The following is a 19,448-nucleotide window of genomic DNA, read 5'->3' on the forward strand; positions in this document are numbered from 1 at the left end:
TCTCCTGTCGGGAAGTACAGGAGAGACCGTAGCAGATAGTTTTGTTACAGACTATCCAGCACGGATTTACTTCTGGCGCTCGCGGGCTCGCCGGGCCGGCGCCGTGGCCTCCGGCGGGGTGGCCAGATGCCCGGCGACCAGGGTGTTCAGCGCCTGGACGAGGGCCTCGCGCTGGTCGTCCGGCAGTGAGCCGAGGGCCGCCGTGTGGACGCCGTCCACGATCTGCTGGCTGCGGGCGGCGACCCGCGCGCCCTCCTCGGTGACGGCGATGATCCGGGCCCGCCGGTCCCGGGACGACGGGCGCCGCTCGGCGAGCCCGGCCTTCTCCAGGGCGTCCACGGTCACGACCATGGTGGTCTTGTCCATGTCGCCGATCTCGGCGAGCTGGATCTGGGTGCGCTCCTCCTGCAGGGCGTGCACCAGGACGCAGTGCATGCGCGGGGTCAGCCCGATCTCCGCGAGCGCCGCCGTCATGCGGCCGCGCAGCACGTGGCTTGTGTGGTCGAGCAGGAACGACAGGTCCGTCTGCGTGCGTGCGGGGGCCATCGAGGTCATGGCCCCAGCCTACCCAAGATGGTTTCGTTCTAGATTATCTGGCATCGGCCGCATTCGGTGGGCTAACATGAAGGGGTGAAGCGCACCGCATGTCTCGGCTGGTGGCCGTCCTAGGACGGCCACAGTGACGCATGCGATCGGGCCGTCCGCTGGGCGGCCCTTTCTCTTCCTCGGTGAACCGGGCCGGACCGGCGGGACGGCCGGAGACCCGACGAGGAGGACCCCATGGACATCACCCCTGAAGACCGCAGCCGCCTGCTGGAAGAACGCATCGCGGTCGACCCCGGAGCCTTCCGGGTCCTGACGGGCGACCGCCCCACCGGCCCGCTGCATCTCGGGCACTACTTCGGCACTCTGGCCAACCGGGCGCGGCTCCAGCGCGCGGGCGTGGAGCTGTTCGTCCTGGTGGCCGACTACCAGGTGCTCACCGACCGGGACGTCGCCGACCACCTGTCGGAGTACGTCGAGGGCCTGGTCGCCGACTACCTGGCGGCCGGGATCGACCCGTCCGCGGCGACGATCTTCCGGCACAGCAGCGTCCCCGCGCTGAACCAGCTCATGCTGCCGTTCCTGTCGCTCGTGTCGATCGCGGAGCTGAGCCGCAACCCCACGGTGAAGGACGAGATCGCGACGTCCCGGCAGGCGGCGGTCAGCGGGCTGATGTTCACCTACCCCGTCCACCAGGCCGCCGACATCCTGTTCTGCAAGGCCGACCTCGTACCCGTCGGCAGGGACCAGCTCCCGCACCAGGAGATCACCCGGACCATCGCGCGCCGCTTCAACGAGCGCTACGGGCCCGTGTTCCCGGTACCGGACGCCCTGCTGTCGAACGCGCCGCTCCTGCTCGGCACCGACGGCCACAAGATGAGCAAGAGCCGCGGCAACGCCATCGCCCTCTCCGCCACCGAGGACGAGACGGCGCGGCTGGTCAGGCGGGCCGTGACCGACGCGGACCGGACCATCACCTATGCGCCCGAGACCCGCCCGGAGGTCTCCGGCCTCGTGCTGCTCGCCGCCCTCTGCCAGGACCGCGACCCGCACACCGTCGCCGCCGAGATCGGCGACGGCGGCGCGGCGGCGCTGAAGAAGGTCGTGACCGACTCGGTGAACGAGTTCCTGCGCCCGATCCGCGCCCGCCGCGCCGAACTGGCCGCCGACCGGGCGTACCTGCGGAGCGTCCTCGCCGAGGGCGACGAGCGCGCCAACACGATCGCCGAGCGCACGCTGGCAGAGGTCCGGGAGGCGATGGCGTCCTAGCGGCCGAGCATCGTGGGGCAGGCGTCCTAGCGGGGGGCGAGGCCGTTGAGGACGGTCGCGACGAGGTCGTCCACGACGTCCGGCGACACGCGGTGCGCGATGCCCTGGCCCTGGAACAGCAGCGACAGCACCGGCTCGTGGCAGGCGCCGACGATGAGCGAGGTGGCCGCCTCGACCCGGGCGTCCGGGGCGAGGCGGCCGAGGTCGCGCTCGCCGCGCAGGTAGGTGGCGAGCCGCTCGTTCCAGATGCCGCCCCCGCCGCTCAGCGCGGCGAACCGGGCGAGGACGGCCGGCTGCGCGACCAGCCCGGTCAGCGCGGGCAGCAGCCCGTCGTGCAGGGCGAGGCCGTGCGCCACGTACACGCGCAGGTTCTCCTCCACGGTGCCGCCGCCGGGCTCGGGCAGCGGGCCGAGCGGCCGCGCGACCGACTCGGCGTGCGCCCGCAGCGCGTGCGCGAGCAGCTCCTCCTTGTCGGCGAAGTGGTTGTAGAGGACGCCGTCCGCGACGCCCGCCTCCCGCGCGATCGCCCGGACCGTCAGGCCCGCCGTCCCGCGCTCGGCGATCATCCGCTCGGCCGTGGCGATCAGGTGGTCGCGCAGGGTGCGGTCGCCGGCGCCCAGCGCCGCCGCTCTTCGAGGTGACATCACCCCGCATCGTATTGAGCGGGCCCGGACCCGTGCGCGGCGCGTTCGGGCGGGAACCCCGGCCCGACCGCGTCCTCGACGTGGTGGACGCCGGGCATCTAGCCACGCCGTGCCGTGACCAGCCACGCGGTGCTGCGCAGGCGGACGGCGCCGTCGCGCTCGAAGGGGCGCATCGCCTCGACGAGGGCGTCGCGCACGTCGTCGCCCGCGCCGTAGTTGTAGTGGATCGGGCCCCAGCCGGCGAAGAACTCCCCGGCCTCGCGGGCGTCGCGCCCCCAGATCTGCTCGGCCTCGACCCTGCGGCTGGACACGCCGCGGAACCCGGCGCCCCCGAGGATCTCCTGGACGCGGCCTGGGTCCGAGAGCGACAGCGGCCCGCCGTCGTGCCCGACCGGGGGCCGGTCGAGGGGCGGGAGCGCGGCCATGACGGCCCCCATCTCGCTCTCGGCGAGGGGCGCCATGCACAGCAGCGCCAGCCGGCCGCCCTCGCGCAGGGCCCGCCGGACATTGCCGAACGCGGCGACCGGATCGGTGAAGAACATGATCCCGAACCGGCTGACGGCGACGTCGAAGCCGGCGGCGGGGAAGGGGTGCACCTGCGCGTCGCCCCGTTCGAAGGACACGTTCGCGACGCCCTCCTTCTCGGCGAGGGAGCGGGCGCGGGCGAGCATCGACCGGGACAGGTCGACGCCCGTCGCGGCGCCGAGGGCCGCCCGGCCCGCCGCGAGCCGGGTGATCTGCCCGTTGCCGCAGCCGATGTCGAGGACGCGGTCGCGCGGCCCGATCGCCGCCGCCTCCAGCAGAACGTCGTTGAATCCGCCGTTCATGGCGTCGTACCGGTCGTGGTGCTCCGCCCAGTGCTCGCCCTCGTACCCGTTCCACGCCTCCGCCTGGTGGGTGTTGACGATCTCCGTCATGGGCTCCTCCATGTGAACGAATGTTCATGAACGTGCGTTCATAATGAGCGAACCCGGTGCCCGAGTCAAGGCGGGCGGTCGTGAGAACATAGAACGGAATTCTTCGTTCCGCTATCATGGAGGCATGGAGACGGCACGAGCGCCCATGAGCGGGCGGAAAGCGCAGGCCGCACGCAACGACGACCTCATCAGGGAGGCGGCGCGGGCGGTGTTCACCGCCGACCCCGGCGCGCCGATCTCGGCGGTGGCCGAGCACGCGGGGGTCGGGATCAGCGCGCTGTACCGGCGCTACAAGAGCAAGGAGGACCTGCTCCAGAAGCTCGCCGACGAGGGCATGGACCGCTACCTCGCCGAGGTGGAGGCGGCCCTGGACGACGACGGCGACCCGTGGGAGGCGTTCGCCGCGTTCATGCGCCGCTGCCTGGACATCGGCGCGGGCTCCCTCACCATGCGCCTGGCGGGCACCTTCGAGGTCACCGAGGCCATGGGCCGCAAGGGCCGCGAGATCCACGTCACGACGCAGCGGCTGCTGGAGCGCACCCGGGAGTCGGGCGGGCTGCGTCCCGAGATCGAGGTCGGCGACGTCTCGGTGATCCTGGAATACCTGCACGGCATCCGGATCGGCGACGACGAGCGGATGAACCGGCTCCAGCACCGCTACCTGGCGCTGATCCTGGACGCCATGAACCTCGCGGACCGGCACGAACTGCCCGGTCCCCCGCCGAGCTGGCAGGAGCTGGTCACACGCTATGACGACTGAGCTGGGACGACGCGCGCTGAACCGGGCGCTACTGGCCCGCCAGCTCCTGCTGGAGCGGCACGCCATGCCCGCGCTGGAGGCGATCGAGCATCTGGTGGGCCTGCAGGCGCAGGCCCCGAACCCGCCCCACATCGGACTGTGGAGCCGGCTCGCGGACTACGCGCTCGACGAGGCCGGAGAGCTGATCGCCGACCGCCGGGCGCTGCGGATGGTGCTGATGCGCGGGACGCTGCACCTGGTCAGCGCCCGCGATGCCCGCGCGCTGCGGCCGCTCACCCAGGTGATCCTCGACAACCACCTGAAGGCGCGGGCGGCCGAGTTGAGGCACCTCGACCTCGCGGACGTCACCGCGCGGGCGCGGTCCCTGCTGGAGGAGGAGCCTCGTTCCGACAAGGACCTGCGCGCGCTGCTGGCCGAACGGTGGCCGGACGAGGACCCGGCGCTGCTGGCCTGGGCCGTCCGCCTCTCCCTGCCGCTCGTCCAGGTCCCGCCGCGCGGGATCTGGGGGGCGTCCGGGATCGCGCGGCACACCACGCTGGAGAACTGGCTCGGGCCCACGGCGCCCGACCCGTCCCTGGACGACCTCGTGCGGCGCTATCTGGGAGCGTTCGGGCCCGCGAGCGTCCAGGACGTCCAGCAGTGGGCCGGGCTGACGCGCCTCGGCGAGGTCGTCGAGCGGCTCAGCCCCGAACTGGTGACCTTCCACGACGAGAACGGGCGGACGCTGTACGACCTACCGGACGCGCCGCGCCCCGGTCCCGGCGCGGAGGCGCCGGTCCGGTTCGTCCCCGACTTCGACAACCTGCTGCTGTCCCACGCCGACCGGGCGCGGATCATCTCCGAGGAGCACCGCAAGCGCGTTTTCACCGTCAACGGCATCATCCGCGCGACGTTCCTCGTGGACGGCTTCGTCCACGGCATGTGGAAGATCGAGAAGGGCCGGGGCGAGGCCACGTTGCGGATCGAACCGTTCGCCCCCGTCCCGGGACCGGAGCGCGCCGCGCTGGAGGAGGAGGGCATGCGCCTCCTCGCCGCCGCCCACCCCAAGGCGAAGTCGCACGGCGTGGAGTTCGGCTAGCCCTCGCGGGCGCACGGCGCCTCGCGGTCCGGGTCGAGGGAGCCCAGCAGGGCGTGGAGGATCTCGCGGAACTCCAGCATCTGCTCGCGGGTCAGCGGGTCGAACAGGTGCCGCCTGACCTCCGCGACGTGGCCCGGCGCCGCCTTCGCGAGGACGGCGAAGCCCTCGTCGGTCAGCCGGGCGATCGTGGTGCGCCGGTCGGAGGAGGGCTTGCACCGGCTCACCCAGCCGGCCTCCTCCAGCCGGTTCACCGCGTGCGACAGGCGGCTCGGCGACGAATGGACGATCTCGGCGAGCTCGGTCATCGTCAGCGCGCGGCCGGGCGCCTCCGACAGCATCGCCAGGATCATGTAGTAGGTGTGCGGCAGGCCCGAGTCGCGCTGGAGTTGGCGGTCGAGGGCCTCGCCGAGCAGCCGGGACGTCCACAGGAAGGCGCGCCAGGTCTCCTGCTCGTCGTCGTCGAGCCAGTGCGGCTCGGTCGTCGTCTCCCCGCTGATCGTCTCGGCCATGTTCCCAGTCTACCCGGCACTTGAACCCTCAAGACTTGAATGTTCAACGAAATCAAGTATCGTTGAACTCTCAAGTAAAGGGAGGGCGGACATGACCAGGATGCCGGTGCTCTATCTCAGCCACGGCGCGCCACCGCTGGCCGACGACGCCCGGTGGACCGCCGAGCTGGCCCGCTGGTCGGCGAACCTGCCGAGGCCCGAGGCGATCCTCATGGTGTCGGCGCACTGGGAGGAGGCGCCGCTGAGCATCGGCGCCACCCGGCCGGTGCCGCTCGTCTACGACTTCTGGGGCTTCCCCGAGCACTACTACACCGTCCGGTACGACGCGCCCGGCGCGCCCGCCCTCGCGGACGACGTGCGCAAGCTCATCCCCGGCGTCCACCAGGACGAGGAGCGGGGGCTGGACCACGGCGCGTACGTCCCGCTCGTGGAGATGTTCCCGGACGCCGACGTCCCCGTGCTGCAGATGTCGATGCCCACCCTGGAGCCGAGCCGCCTCTTCGAGATCGGGCGGAGCCTCGCGCCGCTGCGCGACAAGGGCGTCCTCATCGTCGGGAGCGGTTTCACCACGCACAACCTGCGGGAGATGCGCCCGGACCCGGACGCGGCGCCGCCCGCGTGGTCGGCGGAGTTCGACGAGTGGACGGACCGGGCCGTGCGGGGCGGCGACGTCGACGCCCTGCTCGACTTCCGCGCCAAGGCCCCGGCCGCGCGCATCGCGCACCCGCGGACGGAGCACTTCGCGCCGCTGTTCGTGGCGCTCGGCGCCGACGCCGACGCCGCCTCGCGGCGGCGGTCGGTCATCGACGGCTACTGGCTCGGGCTGGCCAAGCGCTCGTTCCAGTTCGGCTGAGCTGTCGCCGCGTTCCGTCCGGGCTCGTCCGACCGGGGTCAGTCGGTCCGGACGGGCACGTCCATCCGTGCGAAACCGGTGCGCCAGGACGCGACCCGCGGCTTCCACCCGAGGCTCAGCGCCTTGGCGTTGGACGCCGGACGGCCCGTCGCGGCCGCGTGCTTGCCGGCGCTGCCCGGGCTGGGCGCGCCGAGCGCCGCGCTGTAGACCGGCAGCCAGTCCGCCGTGGTGGCCGGATCGTCGTCGACGACGTTGACGACCCCGGCGGGCCAGTCCAGGGCGGCGAGCGCCGCCGACGCCGCGTCGTCGGCGTGCACGAACGACGTCCAGGACGGCGCCTCGCGCAGGACGCCCGCCCTCACCCGCTTGGCGATCGCGCCGTCCGGCGCGTACCAGGTCCCGGGGCCGTAGAGCGCCCCGTACCGGAGGACGACGCCGTGCGGCATCTCGGCGACCGCCTTCTCCAGCGCAGCGATGCCCGCGTAGGGCGGCAGGTGCGCGTCGAGCGGGTCGGTCTCGACGGCGGGCGCGTCGCCCGGCACGTACAGCCAGGCGATGCTCTGGGCGACCATGGTCCGCACGCCCGTGGCCTTCGCCGCGTCGACGAGGTTGCGGGTGCCCACGATCCGCAGGCGCGAGTTGGCCTCGAAGTCCTCGTCGCTGAGATCGGTGAGCTGGTGCACCACGGCGTCGGGGCGTACGGCGGCCATGACGTCGCGCACCGCGGCGGCGTCGAGGACGTCCAGCACGACCGGCGCGGCGCCGAGGTCGCGGATCATGCCGGTGCGCTCGGTTCGGCGTGTCGTCCCTGCGACCTCGTGGCCCGCCTGGACGAGCAGCGGGATCAGCCGGCGGCCGACTACTCCGGTCGCTCCGGCGAGGAGAATCTTCAAGGGGGTACCTCCGCGACTTTCACGCCATCGTGCATCGTCTGCTGTGGGGTCTGCCAGCACTGGTCACGCCCGGCGTTCCGCATGGACACCCCCCTGCGTCCGGCCGGACGAAGTCGGACGGGCCACACCGCCCCCCGGCGGCTCGTCCGCCATGAGCGTACCGCCGGGAAGCGCCCGAACGCGTTTCGCGTGCGCCGCGGGCGAGAATTCTTGTTCTCTGACGGGATTCGGCACTGCGAAGGATCGGCGGCACATGAAGATCACTCTTGTCCACGGCGACATCACCGAGCAGAAGGTCGGCGCGGTGGTGAACGCGGCGAACTCGTCGCTGCTGGGCGGGGGCGGGGTGGACGGCGCGATCCACCGCAAGGGCGGCCCGGAGATCCTGGAGGAGTGCCGGAAGCTCCGCTCGTCCCACTACGGCGGCGGCCTGCCGACCGGCCAGGCGGTGGCGACGACGGCCGGGCTGCTGCCCGCCGCATGGGTGATCCACACCGTCGGCCCCGTGTACTCCTCCTCCGAGGACCGCTCCCACCAGCTCGCCTCCTGCTACCGCGAGTCCCTCCGCATCGCCGACGAGCTGGGCGTCGGCTCGATCGCCTTCCCCGCCGTGTCGGCCGGCATCTACGGCTGGCCCATGGACGATGCCGCCCGCATCGCGGTCGGCACCGTCCGGGGCACCCCGACGCAGGTGATGGACGCCCGCTTCGTCCTGTTCAGCGAGGCCGCCTACGACGCCTTCGAGCGCGCCGTGGGAGCGCTCTAGCGTTCACTGGTCCCCGCGGGCGCGGGGGAGCGCCTCACTCCTCGTCGTCCTCCTTCGGCGGGGGCACCACCAGGACCGGGCGGTGGGCGTGGTGCAGCACGCGCGTGGACACGCTGCCCAGGATCACCGACCGGGCCCCCGCCAGACCGCGCGAGCCGGTGACGACGAGGGAGGCGTTCAGTTCCTCCGCGACGTCCACGATCGCGGCCCACACCGGCCCGCCGCCGCGCTCGGCGCGCACCGCCACGTCGGTCAGCCCCGCCTTGGCGGCGATGTCGGCGCCCTGCTGCGCGAGCCGCTCGGCCTGCTTCTCCTCCTCGTACTGCTCGCCCTCGTCGAGCCTGCCGGCCACGGGGACCGCGGCGGCCAGCGGGGCCCAGGAGATCTGGGTGAGCAGCGGCTCCCACACCGTCATGATCACGGTTGGCTCGTCACGCAGGTGCCGGGCGACGTAGTCGACCGCCGCCCGCGCGTCGTCAGAACCGTCGTATGCGATGAGAACTGTCATACGATCAACTTCTCCACCCCCGCGCGCCGCGAACGCGAACGCGGAGGTCAGTGGCGAATCTCTCAGGCGCGGGTCGGGGCGCGGCCGGTGCCGGGCGGGCCCGCGAAGGCCTGCGCGACGTCCAGCCAGCGGTCGGCGTCGGGGCCGGTCGCGGTGAGGGCCAGGTCGGCGCGGTGGCGGCGCTGGGTCACCGCCTGGCAGAAGTCGAGGGCGGGGCCGGTGACCGACTGGCGGGCGTCCGGCGGGCCCCAGGTCCACTCGTCGCCGTCCGGGCCCCGCAGGACGACGCGGAACTCCTCGGCGGGAGGCTCCAGGCCCCGGTTGCGGAACGCGAAGTCGCGGGTGCGGACGCCGATGTGCGCGACGTGCCGGAGGCGGTGCGTGGGCGCGCGGCGCTCGCCGAGCGCGTCGGCGACGTCCTCGCCGTGCGCCCAGGTCTCCATGAGCCGCGCGGTCGCCATGGACGCGGCGCTCATCGGCGGGCCGAACCAGGGCAGGCGCGTGCCCGGCGGTACGGCGGCGAGGGCGTCCACCATCCGGCGGCGGCCCTCCCGCCAGCGGGCGAGCAGCCGTGCGGGCTCCTCCGCGGCCCCCTCCCGCGCGCCGGCCTCGACGTAGCCGCCGGGATCGGCTACGGCCTCCTCGACGATCCCCGCGAACGCGGCGGCGTCGGTGGCCGCGACGGCCGCCTGCGCGTCCGTCCAGGCCAGGTGCGCGATCTGGTGCGCGATCGTCCAGCCCTCGGCCGGGGTCGGGTCCGTCCAGCGGCCGGCGGCCAGCGGCGCGACCATCGCGTCGACGGAGTCGCCCTCGGCGGCGAGGTCGGCGAGCAGCAGCTTGAGGTCCGGCATCCCGCAATGATCCCGTGCCGCGGGGCGCCCGGTACAGGGCCGGACGGGATCACGTTCAGCCGAGGAGGGCGCGGGCGGCGGCGTAGTCGGCCTTGCCGTTCGGCAGCCGCAGCCCGCGGTCGGTGCGCACGAACGCCTTCGGGATCTTGTAGCGGGCGAGATGGGCGGCGCACCCGGCGCGCAGCTCGTCGTCGGCGGGGGCGCCGGACGGGCCGACCACCGCGACGATCTCCGTGCCCCAGCGCTCGCTCGGACGGCCGACCACCAGCGCGTCGGCGACGCCGGGCAGGCCGCGCAGGACGGTCTCGACCTCCTCCGCGAACACCTTCTCGCCGCCGGTGTTGATCGTGGTGGCCTCCCGCCCGTGCACCTCGACGGTGCCGTCGGCGAGGAGCCGGGCCCGGTCGCCCGCGACGACGAGGCGCTCGCCGTCCACGGCGAGGAACGTGGCCGCCGTCTTCGCCGGGTCGCCGAGGTAGCCGAGCGGGATCGCGTCGCCGCCCTTGGCCAGCCAGCCGAGCTCGTCCTCGCCGGGCGCGAGCCGCCGGGACCGGTCCGCGCTGAGCACGGCCGTGCCCGCCGCCGCGCGGAACGTCCGCGCGGCCGGGCCGTGCCGGGTGACCTGGAACCCGCTCTCCGAGGAGCCGAGGACGTCCACCAGCCGGGTGTGCGGGAGGAGTTCGAGGAGCCGCGCCTTCACGCCGGGGCTGACGCCGGCGGCGGAGTTGATCAGCGTCCGCAGCGAGGCCAGGTCGTGCGGGCGCGCCTCCAGCGCCGCGACGATCGGACGGGCGAACGCGTCCCCGACCAGCGGCATCCGGGTGGCGCGCTCGCGCTCGGCGGTGGCCATCAGGTCGGCGGCGTCCAGGCCGTCCACCCGGTCGGGGAACACCACGCAGCCGCCGCCGCACCAGCCGCCGAGCGCCGACCACGTCCCCCCGCCGTGCATGAGCGGCGGCCCGACCAGCACGCGGACGTCGCTGCGGACGGCCCGCTCGACCGCCTCGCCGAGGTCGGTGAGAGGCGCGCCGTCGCGGCGCCGCATGCCGAGCGGCCCGGCCACCAGGTCGCCGATCCGCCACAGCACGCCCTTGGGCAGCCCCGTCGTGCCGCCGGTGTAGAGGATGTGCAGGTCGTCCGGGCTCGGATGGTCGGCGAGCGGCTCACCGGACGCCCCGGCGAGCGCGTGCTCGTAGTCGAGCGCGCCGGGGAGGAGGGCGGCGCCCGAATCGTCCGCCACCTGGAGCAGGAGCGGGCGGGTGCCGAGCCTGTCGATCACCCGGCCGATCACGTCGGCGAACCGCGCGTGGTAGAGGACGGCGGCCGGCCGGGCGTCGGCGAACAGCTGGGCCAGCTCGTCGTCCACGTACCGGTAGTTGACGTTGAACGGCGCGACCCGTGCCTTGTGCGCGCCGACCAGCCCCTCCAGGTATTCGGGTCCGTTGTGCAGGTAGAGCGCGAGATGGTCGTGGGGCGACTCCCACGGCTCGGACGCCGTGCCGTCGCCGTCCCGCGTGCGCAGGCCGAGGCCGTGGGCGTGCAGGACGCCGGCCAGCCGCCGCGTCCGGTCGGCGACCTCGCGCCAGGTCATCCGGCGCTCGCGCCACACCAGGCACTCGCGGTCGGGGATCGCGGCGGCGATGGCCTCGTGCAGGGTCGCCAGGTCGAGCATCGGCACTCCTCCGGGGAACGGGCGTCGGCAGCACCGTAACCGATGACTTACCGAATCTGGTTCAGTGGGTGGTCCTTCGCCAAAGTGAACTGGCGTACGGGGCATAGCGGCGGACGCCCGACAATTACCCCGTGCCCCCTGTTCCGAGGCCGCGGGGGGAGGTGACCCGCGGCACCACCGCCCCGAACCGGCTGCGCCGGATCGACCGTTGGATCGCCGCCACCCAGACCGCCGCACTGCGTTCGGGGGCGCGGCCGCTGGCCGTCGACCTCGGCTACGGCGCGTCCCCGGTCACCACCTTCGAGCTGTACTCGCGCCTGCGCCCGGTGTCGCCGCGCCTGGAGGTCGTCGGCATCGAGATCGAGCCGGCCCGGGTCGCCGCCGGCGTCGCCTTCGCCGACGCGACCGGGCCGCACGAAGGGCTCTCGTTCCGGCGCGGCGGTTTCGAGTTGCCGGTGCCGCGCCCGCCGGTGCTGGTACGGGCGTTCAACGTGCTGCGGCAGTACGACGAGGCGGCCGCATGGCGCGCATGGGACGACCTGCGCGCGCGCCTCGCCCCCGCCGGCGTCCTGGTCGAGGGGACGTGCGACGAGATCGGGCGCCGTGCCGTCTGGGTGACGCTCACCAAGGACGGCCCGCGCACCATCACGTTCGCGGCCCACGTGCGTTCGCTCGAACGGCCGTCCGCGCTGGCCGAACGGCTGCCCAAGACGCTGATCCACCGGAACGTGCCGGGCGAGCCCGTCCACGAGTTCCTGACCACGTTCGACCGGTGCTGGGCGACCGCGGCGCCCCACTCGGCGTTCGGTCCTCGCGCGCGCTGGGTCGAGGCCGTGTCGCTGCTGGCGCTGAGTCACCCCGTCCTGTCGCGGCCCCCCTACGGCGGCCGGAACCGGTGGCGCCTCGGCGAGGTCACGCTTCCCTGGAGTGCCGTCGCGCCCCGCTCGCGGTGAAGCCCCTACTCGCGGTGAAGCTTGTGCGGGGCCGCCTGGACGCGCGGCTGGACGTCGATGCGGTCGATGTTGACGTGCGGCGGGCGGGTGACGGCCCAGGCCACGCAGTCCGCGACGTCGTCGGCGACCAGCGGCTCGGGGACGCCCTCGTACGGCTTGGCGGCCTTCTCCTCGTCCCCGTGGAAGCGGACGAGTGAGAACTCCTCGGTCTTCACCAGGCCCGGCGCGATCTCGGTGACCCGGACGGGCTCGGCGACCAGTTCCAGGCGCAGCACCTCGTTGACCGCGTAGGCGGCGTACTTGGCCGCGTTGTACCCCCCGCCGCCCTCGTAGGCGACGTGCCCGGCCAGCGAGGTGATGTTGACGACGTGGCCCGCGCCGCTCTCCACCAGCTTCGGCAGCATCGCCTTGGTGACGCGGACGAGGCCGATGACGTTGCTCTCGTACATCGACCGCCAGTCCTCCAGGTCGGCGGTCGCGACGCTGTCCAGGCCGAGCGCCCCGCCGGCGTTGTTGACCAGCACGTGGCAGGCGCCGACCGCCGCCGCCAGCGCGTCCACCGACTCCTGTGAGGTCACGTCCAGGGTGAACGGCACCACCTTGCCCGCGCCCGGGACGCTCTCGGTGATCTCCCTGGCGAGGGCGTCGAGCCGCTCGCGGCGCCGCGCGGCGAGCACGACGTTGAACCCCTCGGCCGCCAGGCGCCTCGCCGTGGCCGCCCCGATGCCGCTGCTTGCTCCGGTCACAATCGCCGTCTTGCGCATGCGTCCAGTCTTCCGGGTGGGTGAGCGTGGATCGGCAGAGTAAGCCAGAACGGCAGCCTATCCGCGCGTCGGTCGCGGGTGAGGTGCGTCACTGTGGCGGAGGGGCGCGCTTGTCCCCCTAGCCGAGGGAACACGGAACCCGGTCGATAGGTTGCACTGGCGGAGGTGGTGTCGGGTGTCGCGTCGTATCAGCCGGGTTGCGACGATTAGTATGCATACGTCCCCTTTGGATCAACCGGGCACCGGCGACGCGGGCGGCCTGAACGTCTATGTGGTCGAGGTCGCCAAGCGGCTCGCCGCCAGGGGCGTCGAGGTGGACATCTTCACCCGCGCGACCTCGCGGGCCCTTCCGCCCGTCGTGGAGCTCGCGCCGGGCGTCCTCGTCCGCAACGTGGTCGCCGGGCCGTTCGAGGAACTCGACAAGGCCGAGCTTCCCCGGCACCTGTGCGGGTTCACCTCCGGCGTGCTGCGCGCCGAGGCGGCCCACGAACCCGGCCACTACGACCTCCTCCACACGCACTACTGGCTCTCCGGCCAGGCGGGCTGGGCGGCCAAGGAGCGGTGGGGCGTCCCGCTCGTCCACTCCATGCACACGATGGCCAAGGTCAAGAACGCGGCCCTCGCGGACGACGACAGGCCCGAGCCGGACGAGCGCGTCCTCGGCGAGGAGCAGGTCGTGGCATCGGCCGACCAGCTCGTCGCCAACACCGCCAAGGAGGCCGGGGAGCTCGTCGACCTCTACGGCGCCGGCCCCTCCCGCGTCGCGACCGTCAGCCCCGGCGTCGACCTGTCGCTGTTTCGCCCCGAATCGCCCCTCATCGCCCGCGGCGCCGGCCTCCTCGCGCACCGGACCGGCCCCGCCCGCCGCCGCCTCGGCCTGCCCCGCGACGCCTACGTGCTGCTGTTCGTTGGCCGCATCCAGCCGCTGAAGGCCCCCGACGTGCTGCTGCGCGCCGTCGCCCGCATGCTCGACGACGACCCGGCGCTGCGCTCGCGGCTCGTCGTCGCCGTCGTCGGCGGCCCCAGCGGCTCCGGGCTGTGCCGCCCCGCGGGCCTGCAACTGCTCGCGGCCGAACTCGGCATCTCCGACGTCATGCGGTTCGAGCCGCCGTCGCCGCAGCGGGAGCTGGCCGACTGGTACCGCGCCGCGGACGTCACCGTCGTCCCGTCCCACAGCGAGTCGTTCGGGCTCGTCGCCGTCGAGTCCCAGGCCTGCGGGACCCCGGTCGTGGCGTCCCGCGTCGGCGGCCTGTGCACGGCGGTCGCCGACGGCGAGTCCGGCATGCTGATCCCCGGCCACGACCCCGCCGACTACGCCGCCGTCCTGCGGCGCCTGCACGCCGAGCCCGGCCTGCACGCCCGCCTCGCCCGCGGCGCCGTCCGGCACGCGCACGGCTTCGGCTGGGACGCCACCGTCGACCGGCTGCTCGACGTGTATACCGGTGCCATGCCGGTGCCGGCCGCCGCCGCGCAGGCCACCGTATGAGCCGAGCCGACCGGGGGCGCGGGGGAGCCGCCCTCCAAGGGGGAGACACGTGACCATCGTCGAGACCATCCGCGAGACGCTGAGATCCAACGAGCTGGAGTTCGAGGAGCCGCGCGAGAACGCGTTCTTCGTCAAGCTTCCCGGGCAGCACAAGCTCGCCACCATGACGTGGCTCATCGCCGGGGACCACTCGCTGCACGTCGAGGCGTTCTTCTGCCGCCGCCCGGACGAGAACCACGCCGAGTTCTACCGGTTCCTCCTGGAGAAGAACGGCCGCATGTACGGGGTCGCCTTCGCGCTCGACGACGTGGGCGACGTCCACCTCGTCGGGAAGGTCCCGCTCGAAGGCGTCTCTCCGGAGGAGATCGACCGCCTCCTCGGCTGCGTCCTCACCTACTCCGACGAGAACTTCGACAAGGCGCTGGAGCGCGGGTTCAAGTCGTCCATCCAGCGCGAATGGGACTGGCGCGTCAAGCGCGGCGAGAGCCTCGCCAACCTCCAGGCCTTCGCCTCCTTCGCGGATCCGGCCAACCGCGAGTGAGCCGCGGGGGCCGATAGGCTCTGGTGCCATGGCGACCCTGGTATTGCTCCGGCATGGCGAAAGCGTCTGGAACGCGGAAGGGCTGTTCACCGGCTGGGTGGACGTCGACCTCTCCGCGAAGGGCGAGAGCGAGGCGACCAAGGGCGGCGATCTGCTGCTCGACGCCGACATCACCCCCGACGTGCTGCACACCTCCCTGCTGAAGCGGGCCATCCGCACCGCCAACATCGCCCTGGACGTGGCCGACCTGCTCTGGATCCCGGTGAAGCGCTCCTGGCGCCTCAACGAGCGCCACTACGGCGCCCTCCAGGGCAAGAACAAGGCGCAGACGCGCGAGGAGTTCGGCGAAGAGCAGTTCATGACGTGGCGCCGCTCCTACGACACCCCGCCGCCGCCCATCAAGGACGACGACCCCCTGTCGCAGGTCAACGACCTGCGCTACGCCGAGCTGCCGTCCGAGCTGATCCCGCGCTCGGAATGCCTCGCCGACGTCGTCGACCGCATGCTGCCGTACTGGTACGACTCGATCATCCCCGACCTGGCGGCGGGCAAGACCGTCATGGTCGCGGCGCACGGCAACTCCCTGCGCGCCCTGGTCAAGCACCTGGACGACATCTCCGACGAGAAGATCGTCGGCCTGAACATCCCCACCGGCATCCCGCTCGTCTACGAGCTGGACGACGACTTCTCCCCGCTCAAGCGCGGCGGCGAGTACCTCGACCCGGCCGCCGCCAAGGCCGCGATCGAGGCCGTCAAGAACCAGGGCGCCGGCAAGGGCGGGAGCACCGCCAAGCCCGCCGCGAAGAGCCCCGCCCCGAAGGACGAGCGCAAGCCCAGGCGCGGCAAGCGCAGGTAGCCCGGAGGGGCCGCCCCCGGCGGCCCCTCGCATGGTGAACGCGGTCGGACGCGGTCACCCGGAGCCGGTGCTCGCGGGGACGGGACGACGGTCGCGGCGGTGGATGTGCACGGCCATGACCAGCCCGGCCAGGGTGAGCACGGCCGCGACGGGGAAGAGCGAGCGCAGGCCCGGCCCGTCGCTGATCAGCGTCCCGCCGAGCCAGCCGGCGAACGCGGCCGCGACCTGGAACCCGGAGGCGTTGACGGCCACCGCCAGCGTCGGGGCCGCGCCCGCCGTGGTCAGGACGCGGGTCTGCATGCCCGGGATGATCGCGAAGGCCAGCACGCCGAGCGCGAAGGTCATCGCGGCGGCGAGCGGCCGGACGCCGCCCACCGCCCAGAACAGCGCCAGGGCGCCGGCCAGCGCGCCGAGGAGCCAGGCCAGGGACGGCATCAGGGCCCGGTCCGAGAGCCGGCCGCCGAGGAAGTTGCCCGCGACCGCGCCCGCGCCGTACACCAGGAGCAGCGCCGGGACGGCGCCCTCGGTGAACCCGCCGACCTCGGTGAGCAGCGGCGCGATGTAGGTGAAGACGGTCACCACGCCCACGTTGCCCAGCGCGGTGAGGACGATCGCCAGGCGGACGTCCCGCCCCGCGAACACGCGCAGCTCGCCGCGGAGCGGGCCGGTCGCGGCGGCGGGCAGGGCGGGGACGAACCGCAGCACCATGAGCAGGGCCACGGCGGTGAGCGCGGCGATCGAGCCGAAGGTCGCCCGCCAGCCGAGTCCCTGGCCGATCAGGGTGCCCAGCGGTGCGCCGAGGACGATGCCGAGGTTCAGCCCCAGCGCCACCTTCGCGATGGTGGAGGACTCCCTGCCCGCGGGGGCCGTGGCGGCGGCGGTGGCGATGGCGACCGCGAAGAACGTGGCCACGACCAGCCCCGCGGCGAACCGGGCCGCGAGCAGCACCGGGTAGTTCGGCGCCAGGGCGGAGCCGAGGTTGCCGAGGATCGACACGGCGATGAGGCCGGTCACGAGCGGCTTGCGCGGCAGCCGCGCCGTCAGGACGGTGACGACCGGCCCGCCGACGATCATGCCGAGCGCGTAGGCGCTGACCAGGCGCCCGGCGGCGGGCACCGAGACGCCGAGGTCCGCGGCCACGTCCGGCAGGATGCCCGCGATGACGAACTCGCCGGTGGTCAGGCCGAACACGACCAGCATGAGGGACAGGAGGGAGGGGGGCACGCGGCGCTCCATTTACTTCGAACTCGGATGATCCGAATTAGCAATATCATGATTCGAAGTACAGGCGCTACACTCGGGGCATGGGCGAGCAGATGGAGCGGGACGTGTGCAAGCTGGTCCACCGGTTCGCGCAGCGGCTCGACGTCCACGCCCGCCGCGTCGCCGACGAGGTGGGGATGACCGCCGCCCAGGTCGTCGCGCTCCGCGAGCTGTCGGAGCCGATCACGGCGCGCGAGCTCGCCCACCGCATGGCGTGCGAGGCGTCGAACGCGACCTTCGTCCTCGACCGCCTCGAAGGGCAGGGCCTCGTCGAGCGCCGCCCCCACCCGACCGACCGCCGCGCGAAGCAGATCGTCCTCACCCCGGACGGCGAACGCTGTCGCGCCGACGTCCTCGAACGGCTCGACGCCGACTCGCCGCTGACCCCGCTCGCCCCGGCCCAGCAGGAGTCCTTGCGCGACCTGTTGCAGGCGCTCCTGGGGGAGCCGGCCCAGCGGGAGGAGAACCCGGTCAGCGGGTGAGGACGAGGCGGGCGGCGCGGCCCTTTTCTCCTGCGGCCCAGCAGCCGCCGTCGGGCGCGCAGTCGACGGTGTCGAAGCTCCCGGTGTCGAACCGGGTCCACGTGCGGCCGCCGTCGAGGGTGCCGTCGCTGCCCGTGGGCCCCACGGCCAGCGCGGCCGGGCCCGCGTACGCCGGCCACACGGCCCCCGACCGGTACTCGGCCGGCGGGCGGCGCGCGGGCCGCCACGTGCGGCCTCCGTCACCGGTCGTCGCCGCGGCCGCCGGGGACGGCTGCCCCGGCCGGTAGTCGCCGCCGACCGCGACGCCGTGCCGGGCGTCGCGGAACGCCACCGCGAACACGCCCTGCGACGGGCCGGCCGGCAGCGGGGTGTCGGCGACGGTCCAGGTGAGGCCGCGGTCCCCGGAGTGGAACACGCGCGAGCGGGACGCCCCGCCCGTCGCCAGCCACACGTCCCGCGGCCCATGGCTCACCAGGCACTGCCCGCTGGCGGCGAACCCGGCCTCGCCCTCCAGCGCCGGGCGCATGCCCCTGGACGGCAGGACCCGCCAGCTGCGGCCGGCATCGCTGGTGGAGATGATCCGGAACCGGCCGTCCACGGGGTCGCCGACGGCCAGCCCGTGCCGGGAGTCGGAGAACGTGACGCAGTCGTAGAACGCCCTGGGATCGTCGTTCCTGAAACCGAGCGTCCAGGTGACGCCGCCGTCCGAGGTCCGGTAGACGCGGGACGCATCGCCCTCGCCGATGGCCAGCACGACCGCCCGCCGCGCGTCGAACGCCTCGATGTCGCGGAACTCCAGGCCCTGCGCGCCCGCCGGGGCGACGTCGCGCCACGTGCGGCCGCCGTCGGTCGTCCGCAGCACCGTCCCGCCGCTGCCCGCCAGCCAGGCGACCTCGCGGCCGACCGCCGCCAGGCCGCGGAACCGCGCCTCGCTCCCGGTCGGGGCGAGCCGCCAGGCGGGCCCGTGCGCCACCGGCCCCGCCTGCGCCGGCACGGCGCCCGGCACCCCGAGGGACGCCGCCGCCACCGCCCCGCACACCCCGGCCGCCGTGATCGCCCGGACCAGCGCCCGCATCGGTCTCATGACGCGCAAGCCAACGAACGTTGATCAAGCCGTCCAGACCCCGGCCCTCCAAGCCTCGCGGCACGGAGCGGCGCGGGCGGGGCCGGCCGGTCAGGCCGAGTCGATGATCTCCTCGGGACGCTGGCCGGTCACCAGGTAGACGACGTTCTCCGCGACGTGCACGGCGTGGTCGGCGAAGCGCTCGAAGTAGCGCCCGGCGAGGGTGATGTCGACGGCCGGCTCGACGCCGTGCCGCCACTTCGGGGACAGCAGGATGTCGAACAGGCGGCGGTGGAGGCGGTCCATCTGGTCGTCGTCGGCGTCCAGTTCCAGTCCCATCTCGACGTCCTGCGACGCGATCACGCTGCCCGTCTTGGCGATCATCCGCTCGGCGATCTGCCCCATCTCCAGGACGGTCGCCTGCAGCTCGGGCGGGACGGCCGACTCGGGGTGGCGGCGCCGGGCCGTCTTGGCGATGTGCACGGCGAGGTCGCCCATGCGCTCCAGGTCGCCGCTCATCCGCAGCGCGGTGATCAGGGTCCGCAGGTCGCCGGCGACCGGCTGCTGGCGCGCCATCAGGTCGAACACCGTCGCCTCGATGTCGGCGTCGATCTTGTTGACGTGCTCGTCCCCGCTGATGACCTCCTCCGACAGCCGCAGGTCGGCGTCCAGGAGGGCGGTCACCGCGCGGGCCATCGCGGACCGGACGAGGCGGGTCATCTCCACCAGGCTGTCGGTGAGGGAGTCGAGTTCCTCGTGGTAGGCGTCGCGCACTTG

The 19,448-nt window shown here is 73.5% G+C and carries 22 protein-coding genes; 10 read left to right on the forward strand and 12 right to left on the reverse strand.

Going from position 1 to position 19,448, the window contains the following annotated elements; translation table 11 throughout:
• Nucleotides 1–66 precede the first annotated feature (66 nt).
• Nucleotides 67–555 carry a MarR family winged helix-turn-helix transcriptional regulator gene (locus tag BJ999_RS05980; RefSeq protein WP_179832356.1) on the reverse strand — a complete coding sequence of 163 codons (489 nt, stop codon included), beginning with the start codon at nt 553–555 and terminating at the stop codon, nt 67–69.
• A gap of 225 nt (nt 556–780) precedes the next feature.
• On the opposite strand from BJ999_RS05980, the gene trpS reads away from it, so the two are divergent.
• Nucleotides 781–1,812 (forward strand): tryptophan--tRNA ligase, encoded by a 1,032-nt coding sequence (gene trpS, locus BJ999_RS05985; protein ID WP_179832357.1) that lies wholly within the window; start codon nt 781–783, stop codon nt 1,810–1,812.
• 26 nt (nt 1,813–1,838) lie between these two features.
• Here trpS and BJ999_RS05990 read toward each other — a convergent pair whose 3' ends face one another.
• Entirely contained in the window at nt 1,839–2,456 is a 618-nt protein-coding gene (locus BJ999_RS05990; RefSeq protein WP_179832358.1) for a TetR/AcrR family transcriptional regulator, read from the reverse strand.
• 98 nt (nt 2,457–2,554) lie between these two features.
• On the reverse strand, nt 2,555–3,373 hold the full coding sequence (locus BJ999_RS05995) for a class I SAM-dependent methyltransferase (RefSeq protein WP_179832359.1): 819 nt from the start codon (nt 3,371–3,373) through the stop codon (nt 2,555–2,557).
• A gap of 124 nt (nt 3,374–3,497) precedes the next feature.
• Between BJ999_RS05995 and BJ999_RS06000 the strand changes: the two genes are divergently transcribed.
• Nucleotides 3,498–4,133 carry a TetR/AcrR family transcriptional regulator gene (locus BJ999_RS06000; RefSeq protein WP_229810219.1) on the forward strand — a complete coding sequence of 212 codons (636 nt, stop codon included), beginning with the start codon at nt 3,498–3,500 and terminating at the stop codon, nt 4,131–4,133.
• A complete protein-coding gene (locus BJ999_RS06005; RefSeq protein WP_179832360.1) occupies nt 4,123–5,211 on the forward strand; it encodes a winged helix DNA-binding domain-containing protein in 1,089 nt (362 codons plus the stop codon). Before BJ999_RS06000 ends, BJ999_RS06005 begins: the two co-directional genes overlap by 11 nt.
• Here the strand turns inward: BJ999_RS06005 and BJ999_RS06010 are convergent.
• A complete protein-coding gene (locus tag BJ999_RS06010) occupies nt 5,208–5,720 on the reverse strand; it encodes a MarR family winged helix-turn-helix transcriptional regulator (RefSeq protein WP_179832361.1) in 513 nt (170 codons plus the stop codon). The genes BJ999_RS06005 and BJ999_RS06010 overlap by 4 nt on opposite strands.
• Nucleotides 5,721–5,811: 91 nt before the next feature.
• Between BJ999_RS06010 and BJ999_RS06015 the strand changes: the two genes are divergently transcribed.
• A complete protein-coding gene (locus tag BJ999_RS06015; RefSeq protein WP_179832362.1) occupies nt 5,812–6,573 on the forward strand; it encodes a dioxygenase family protein in 762 nt (253 codons plus the stop codon).
• A 38-nt stretch (nt 6,574–6,611) separates the two neighbouring features.
• Here the strand turns inward: BJ999_RS06015 and BJ999_RS06020 are convergent, their stop codons facing one another.
• Nucleotides 6,612–7,466: an NAD-dependent epimerase/dehydratase family protein gene (locus BJ999_RS06020; protein WP_179832363.1), complete on the reverse strand. Its 855-nt coding sequence runs from the start codon at nt 7,464–7,466 to the stop codon at nt 6,612–6,614.
• A 253-nt stretch (nt 7,467–7,719) separates the two neighbouring features.
• Here BJ999_RS06020 and BJ999_RS06025 point away from each other — a divergent pair, with 253 nt between their 5' ends.
• Complete coding sequence (locus tag BJ999_RS06025; RefSeq protein WP_179832364.1) at nt 7,720–8,232, forward strand: O-acetyl-ADP-ribose deacetylase; 513 nt, start codon at nt 7,720–7,722, stop codon at nt 8,230–8,232.
• A 34-nt stretch (nt 8,233–8,266) separates the two neighbouring features.
• On the opposite strand, the gene BJ999_RS06030 is transcribed toward BJ999_RS06025, so the two are convergent.
• The 3 genes from BJ999_RS06030 to BJ999_RS06040 form a co-directional block, all read right to left on the reverse strand.
• Nucleotides 8,267–8,740 carry a universal stress protein gene (locus tag BJ999_RS06030; protein ID WP_179832365.1) on the reverse strand — a complete coding sequence of 158 codons (474 nt, stop codon included), beginning with the start codon at nt 8,738–8,740 and terminating at the stop codon, nt 8,267–8,269.
• Between the two features lie 62 nt (nt 8,741–8,802).
• On the reverse strand, nt 8,803–9,591 hold the full coding sequence (locus BJ999_RS06035; RefSeq protein WP_179832366.1) for a TIGR03084 family metal-binding protein: 789 nt from the start codon (nt 9,589–9,591) through the stop codon (nt 8,803–8,805).
• Between the two features lie 55 nt (nt 9,592–9,646).
• Entirely contained in the window at nt 9,647–11,263 is a 1,617-nt protein-coding gene (locus tag BJ999_RS06040) for an AMP-binding protein (RefSeq protein WP_179832367.1), read from the reverse strand.
• Nucleotides 11,264–11,394: 131 nt separating this feature from the next.
• Here BJ999_RS06040 and BJ999_RS06045 point away from each other — a divergent pair, with 131 nt between their 5' ends.
• Entirely contained in the window at nt 11,395–12,216 is an 822-nt protein-coding gene (locus BJ999_RS06045; protein WP_229810218.1) for a class I SAM-dependent methyltransferase, read from the forward strand.
• Between the two features lie 5 nt (nt 12,217–12,221).
• Here BJ999_RS06045 and BJ999_RS06050 read toward each other — a convergent pair whose 3' ends face one another.
• The gene (locus BJ999_RS06050) at nt 12,222–12,980 is read right to left on the reverse strand and encodes an SDR family NAD(P)-dependent oxidoreductase (RefSeq protein WP_179832368.1); all 759 of its coding nucleotides are present in this window, start codon (nt 12,978–12,980) and stop codon (nt 12,222–12,224) included.
• Nucleotides 12,981–13,155: 175 nt separating this feature from the next.
• Here BJ999_RS06050 and mshA point away from each other — a divergent pair, with 175 nt between their 5' ends.
• From mshA to BJ999_RS06065, 3 genes are read left to right on the forward strand one after another with little or no spacing between them, the layout of a single operon-like run.
• A complete protein-coding gene (gene mshA, locus BJ999_RS06055; protein ID WP_179832369.1) occupies nt 13,156–14,466 on the forward strand; it encodes a D-inositol-3-phosphate glycosyltransferase in 1,311 nt (436 codons plus the stop codon).
• 49 nt (nt 14,467–14,515) lie between these two features.
• Nucleotides 14,516–15,007: a type III secretion system chaperone family protein gene (locus BJ999_RS06060; protein ID WP_179832370.1), complete on the forward strand. Its 492-nt coding sequence runs from the start codon at nt 14,516–14,518 to the stop codon at nt 15,005–15,007.
• 28 nt (nt 15,008–15,035) lie between these two features.
• Nucleotides 15,036–15,863 (forward strand): phosphoglyceromutase, encoded by an 828-nt coding sequence (locus BJ999_RS06065; RefSeq protein WP_179832371.1) that lies wholly within the window; start codon nt 15,036–15,038, stop codon nt 15,861–15,863.
• Nucleotides 15,864–15,917: 54 nt separating this feature from the next.
• On the opposite strand, the gene BJ999_RS06070 is transcribed toward BJ999_RS06065, so the two are convergent.
• A complete protein-coding gene (locus tag BJ999_RS06070) occupies nt 15,918–17,087 on the reverse strand; it encodes an MFS transporter (protein WP_218934964.1) in 1,170 nt (389 codons plus the stop codon).
• An 80-nt stretch (nt 17,088–17,167) separates the two neighbouring features.
• On the opposite strand from BJ999_RS06070, the gene BJ999_RS06075 reads away from it, so the two are divergent.
• A complete protein-coding gene (locus BJ999_RS06075; RefSeq protein WP_179832373.1) occupies nt 17,168–17,608 on the forward strand; it encodes a MarR family winged helix-turn-helix transcriptional regulator in 441 nt (146 codons plus the stop codon).
• Here BJ999_RS06075 and BJ999_RS06080 read toward each other — a convergent pair.
• Both BJ999_RS06080 and phoU read right to left on the reverse strand, forming a co-directional pair.
• Nucleotides 17,598–18,692, reverse strand: a complete 1,095-nt coding sequence (locus BJ999_RS06080) for a WD40/YVTN/BNR-like repeat-containing protein (RefSeq protein ID WP_218934965.1) — start codon at nt 18,690–18,692, stop codon at nt 17,598–17,600. The two genes, BJ999_RS06075 and BJ999_RS06080, sit on opposite strands and share 11 nt — an antisense overlap.
• A 90-nt stretch (nt 18,693–18,782) precedes the next feature.
• On the reverse strand, nt 18,783–19,445 hold the full coding sequence (gene phoU, locus BJ999_RS06085) for a phosphate signaling complex protein PhoU (protein WP_179832374.1): 663 nt from the start codon (nt 19,443–19,445) through the stop codon (nt 18,783–18,785).
• Nucleotides 19,446–19,448 lie beyond the last annotated feature (3 nt).

The organism is Actinomadura citrea, assembly GCF_013409045.1.
Taxonomy (GTDB): Bacteria; Actinomycetota; Actinomycetes; order Streptosporangiales; family Streptosporangiaceae; genus Spirillospora; species Spirillospora citrea.

Coding starts and splice junctions, on each gene's coding strand:
- BJ999_RS05980 (WP_179832356.1), bottom strand. CDS start 555: ATGACCTCGATGGCCCCCGCACGCACGCAGACGGACCTGTCGTTCCTG.
- trpS (WP_179832357.1), top strand. CDS start 781: ATGGACATCACCCCTGAAGACCGCAGCCGCCTGCTGGAAGAACGCATC.
- BJ999_RS05990 (WP_179832358.1), bottom strand. CDS start 2,456: ATGTCACCTCGAAGAGCGGCGGCGCTGGGCGCCGGCGACCGCACCCTG.
- BJ999_RS05995 (WP_179832359.1), bottom strand. CDS start 3,373: ATGACGGAGATCGTCAACACCCACCAGGCGGAGGCGTGGAACGGGTAC.
- BJ999_RS06000 (WP_229810219.1), top strand. CDS start 3,498: ATGGAGACGGCACGAGCGCCCATGAGCGGGCGGAAAGCGCAGGCCGCA.
- BJ999_RS06005 (WP_179832360.1), top strand. CDS start 4,123: ATGACGACTGAGCTGGGACGACGCGCGCTGAACCGGGCGCTACTGGCC.
- BJ999_RS06010 (WP_179832361.1), bottom strand. CDS start 5,720: ATGGCCGAGACGATCAGCGGGGAGACGACGACCGAGCCGCACTGGCTC.
- BJ999_RS06015 (WP_179832362.1), top strand. CDS start 5,812: ATGACCAGGATGCCGGTGCTCTATCTCAGCCACGGCGCGCCACCGCTG.
- BJ999_RS06025 (WP_179832364.1), top strand. CDS start 7,720: ATGAAGATCACTCTTGTCCACGGCGACATCACCGAGCAGAAGGTCGGC.
- BJ999_RS06030 (WP_179832365.1), bottom strand. CDS start 8,740: ATGACAGTTCTCATCGCATACGACGGTTCTGACGACGCGCGGGCGGCG.
- BJ999_RS06035 (WP_179832366.1), bottom strand. CDS start 9,591: ATGCCGGACCTCAAGCTGCTGCTCGCCGACCTCGCCGCCGAGGGCGAC.
- BJ999_RS06040 (WP_179832367.1), bottom strand. CDS start 11,263: ATGCTCGACCTGGCGACCCTGCACGAGGCCATCGCCGCCGCGATCCCC.
- BJ999_RS06050 (WP_179832368.1), bottom strand. CDS start 12,980: ATGCGCAAGACGGCGATTGTGACCGGAGCAAGCAGCGGCATCGGGGCG.
- BJ999_RS06065 (WP_179832371.1), top strand. CDS start 15,036: ATGGCGACCCTGGTATTGCTCCGGCATGGCGAAAGCGTCTGGAACGCG.
- BJ999_RS06075 (WP_179832373.1), top strand. CDS start 17,168: ATGGGCGAGCAGATGGAGCGGGACGTGTGCAAGCTGGTCCACCGGTTC.
- BJ999_RS06080 (WP_218934965.1), bottom strand. CDS start 18,692: ATGAGACCGATGCGGGCGCTGGTCCGGGCGATCACGGCGGCCGGGGTG.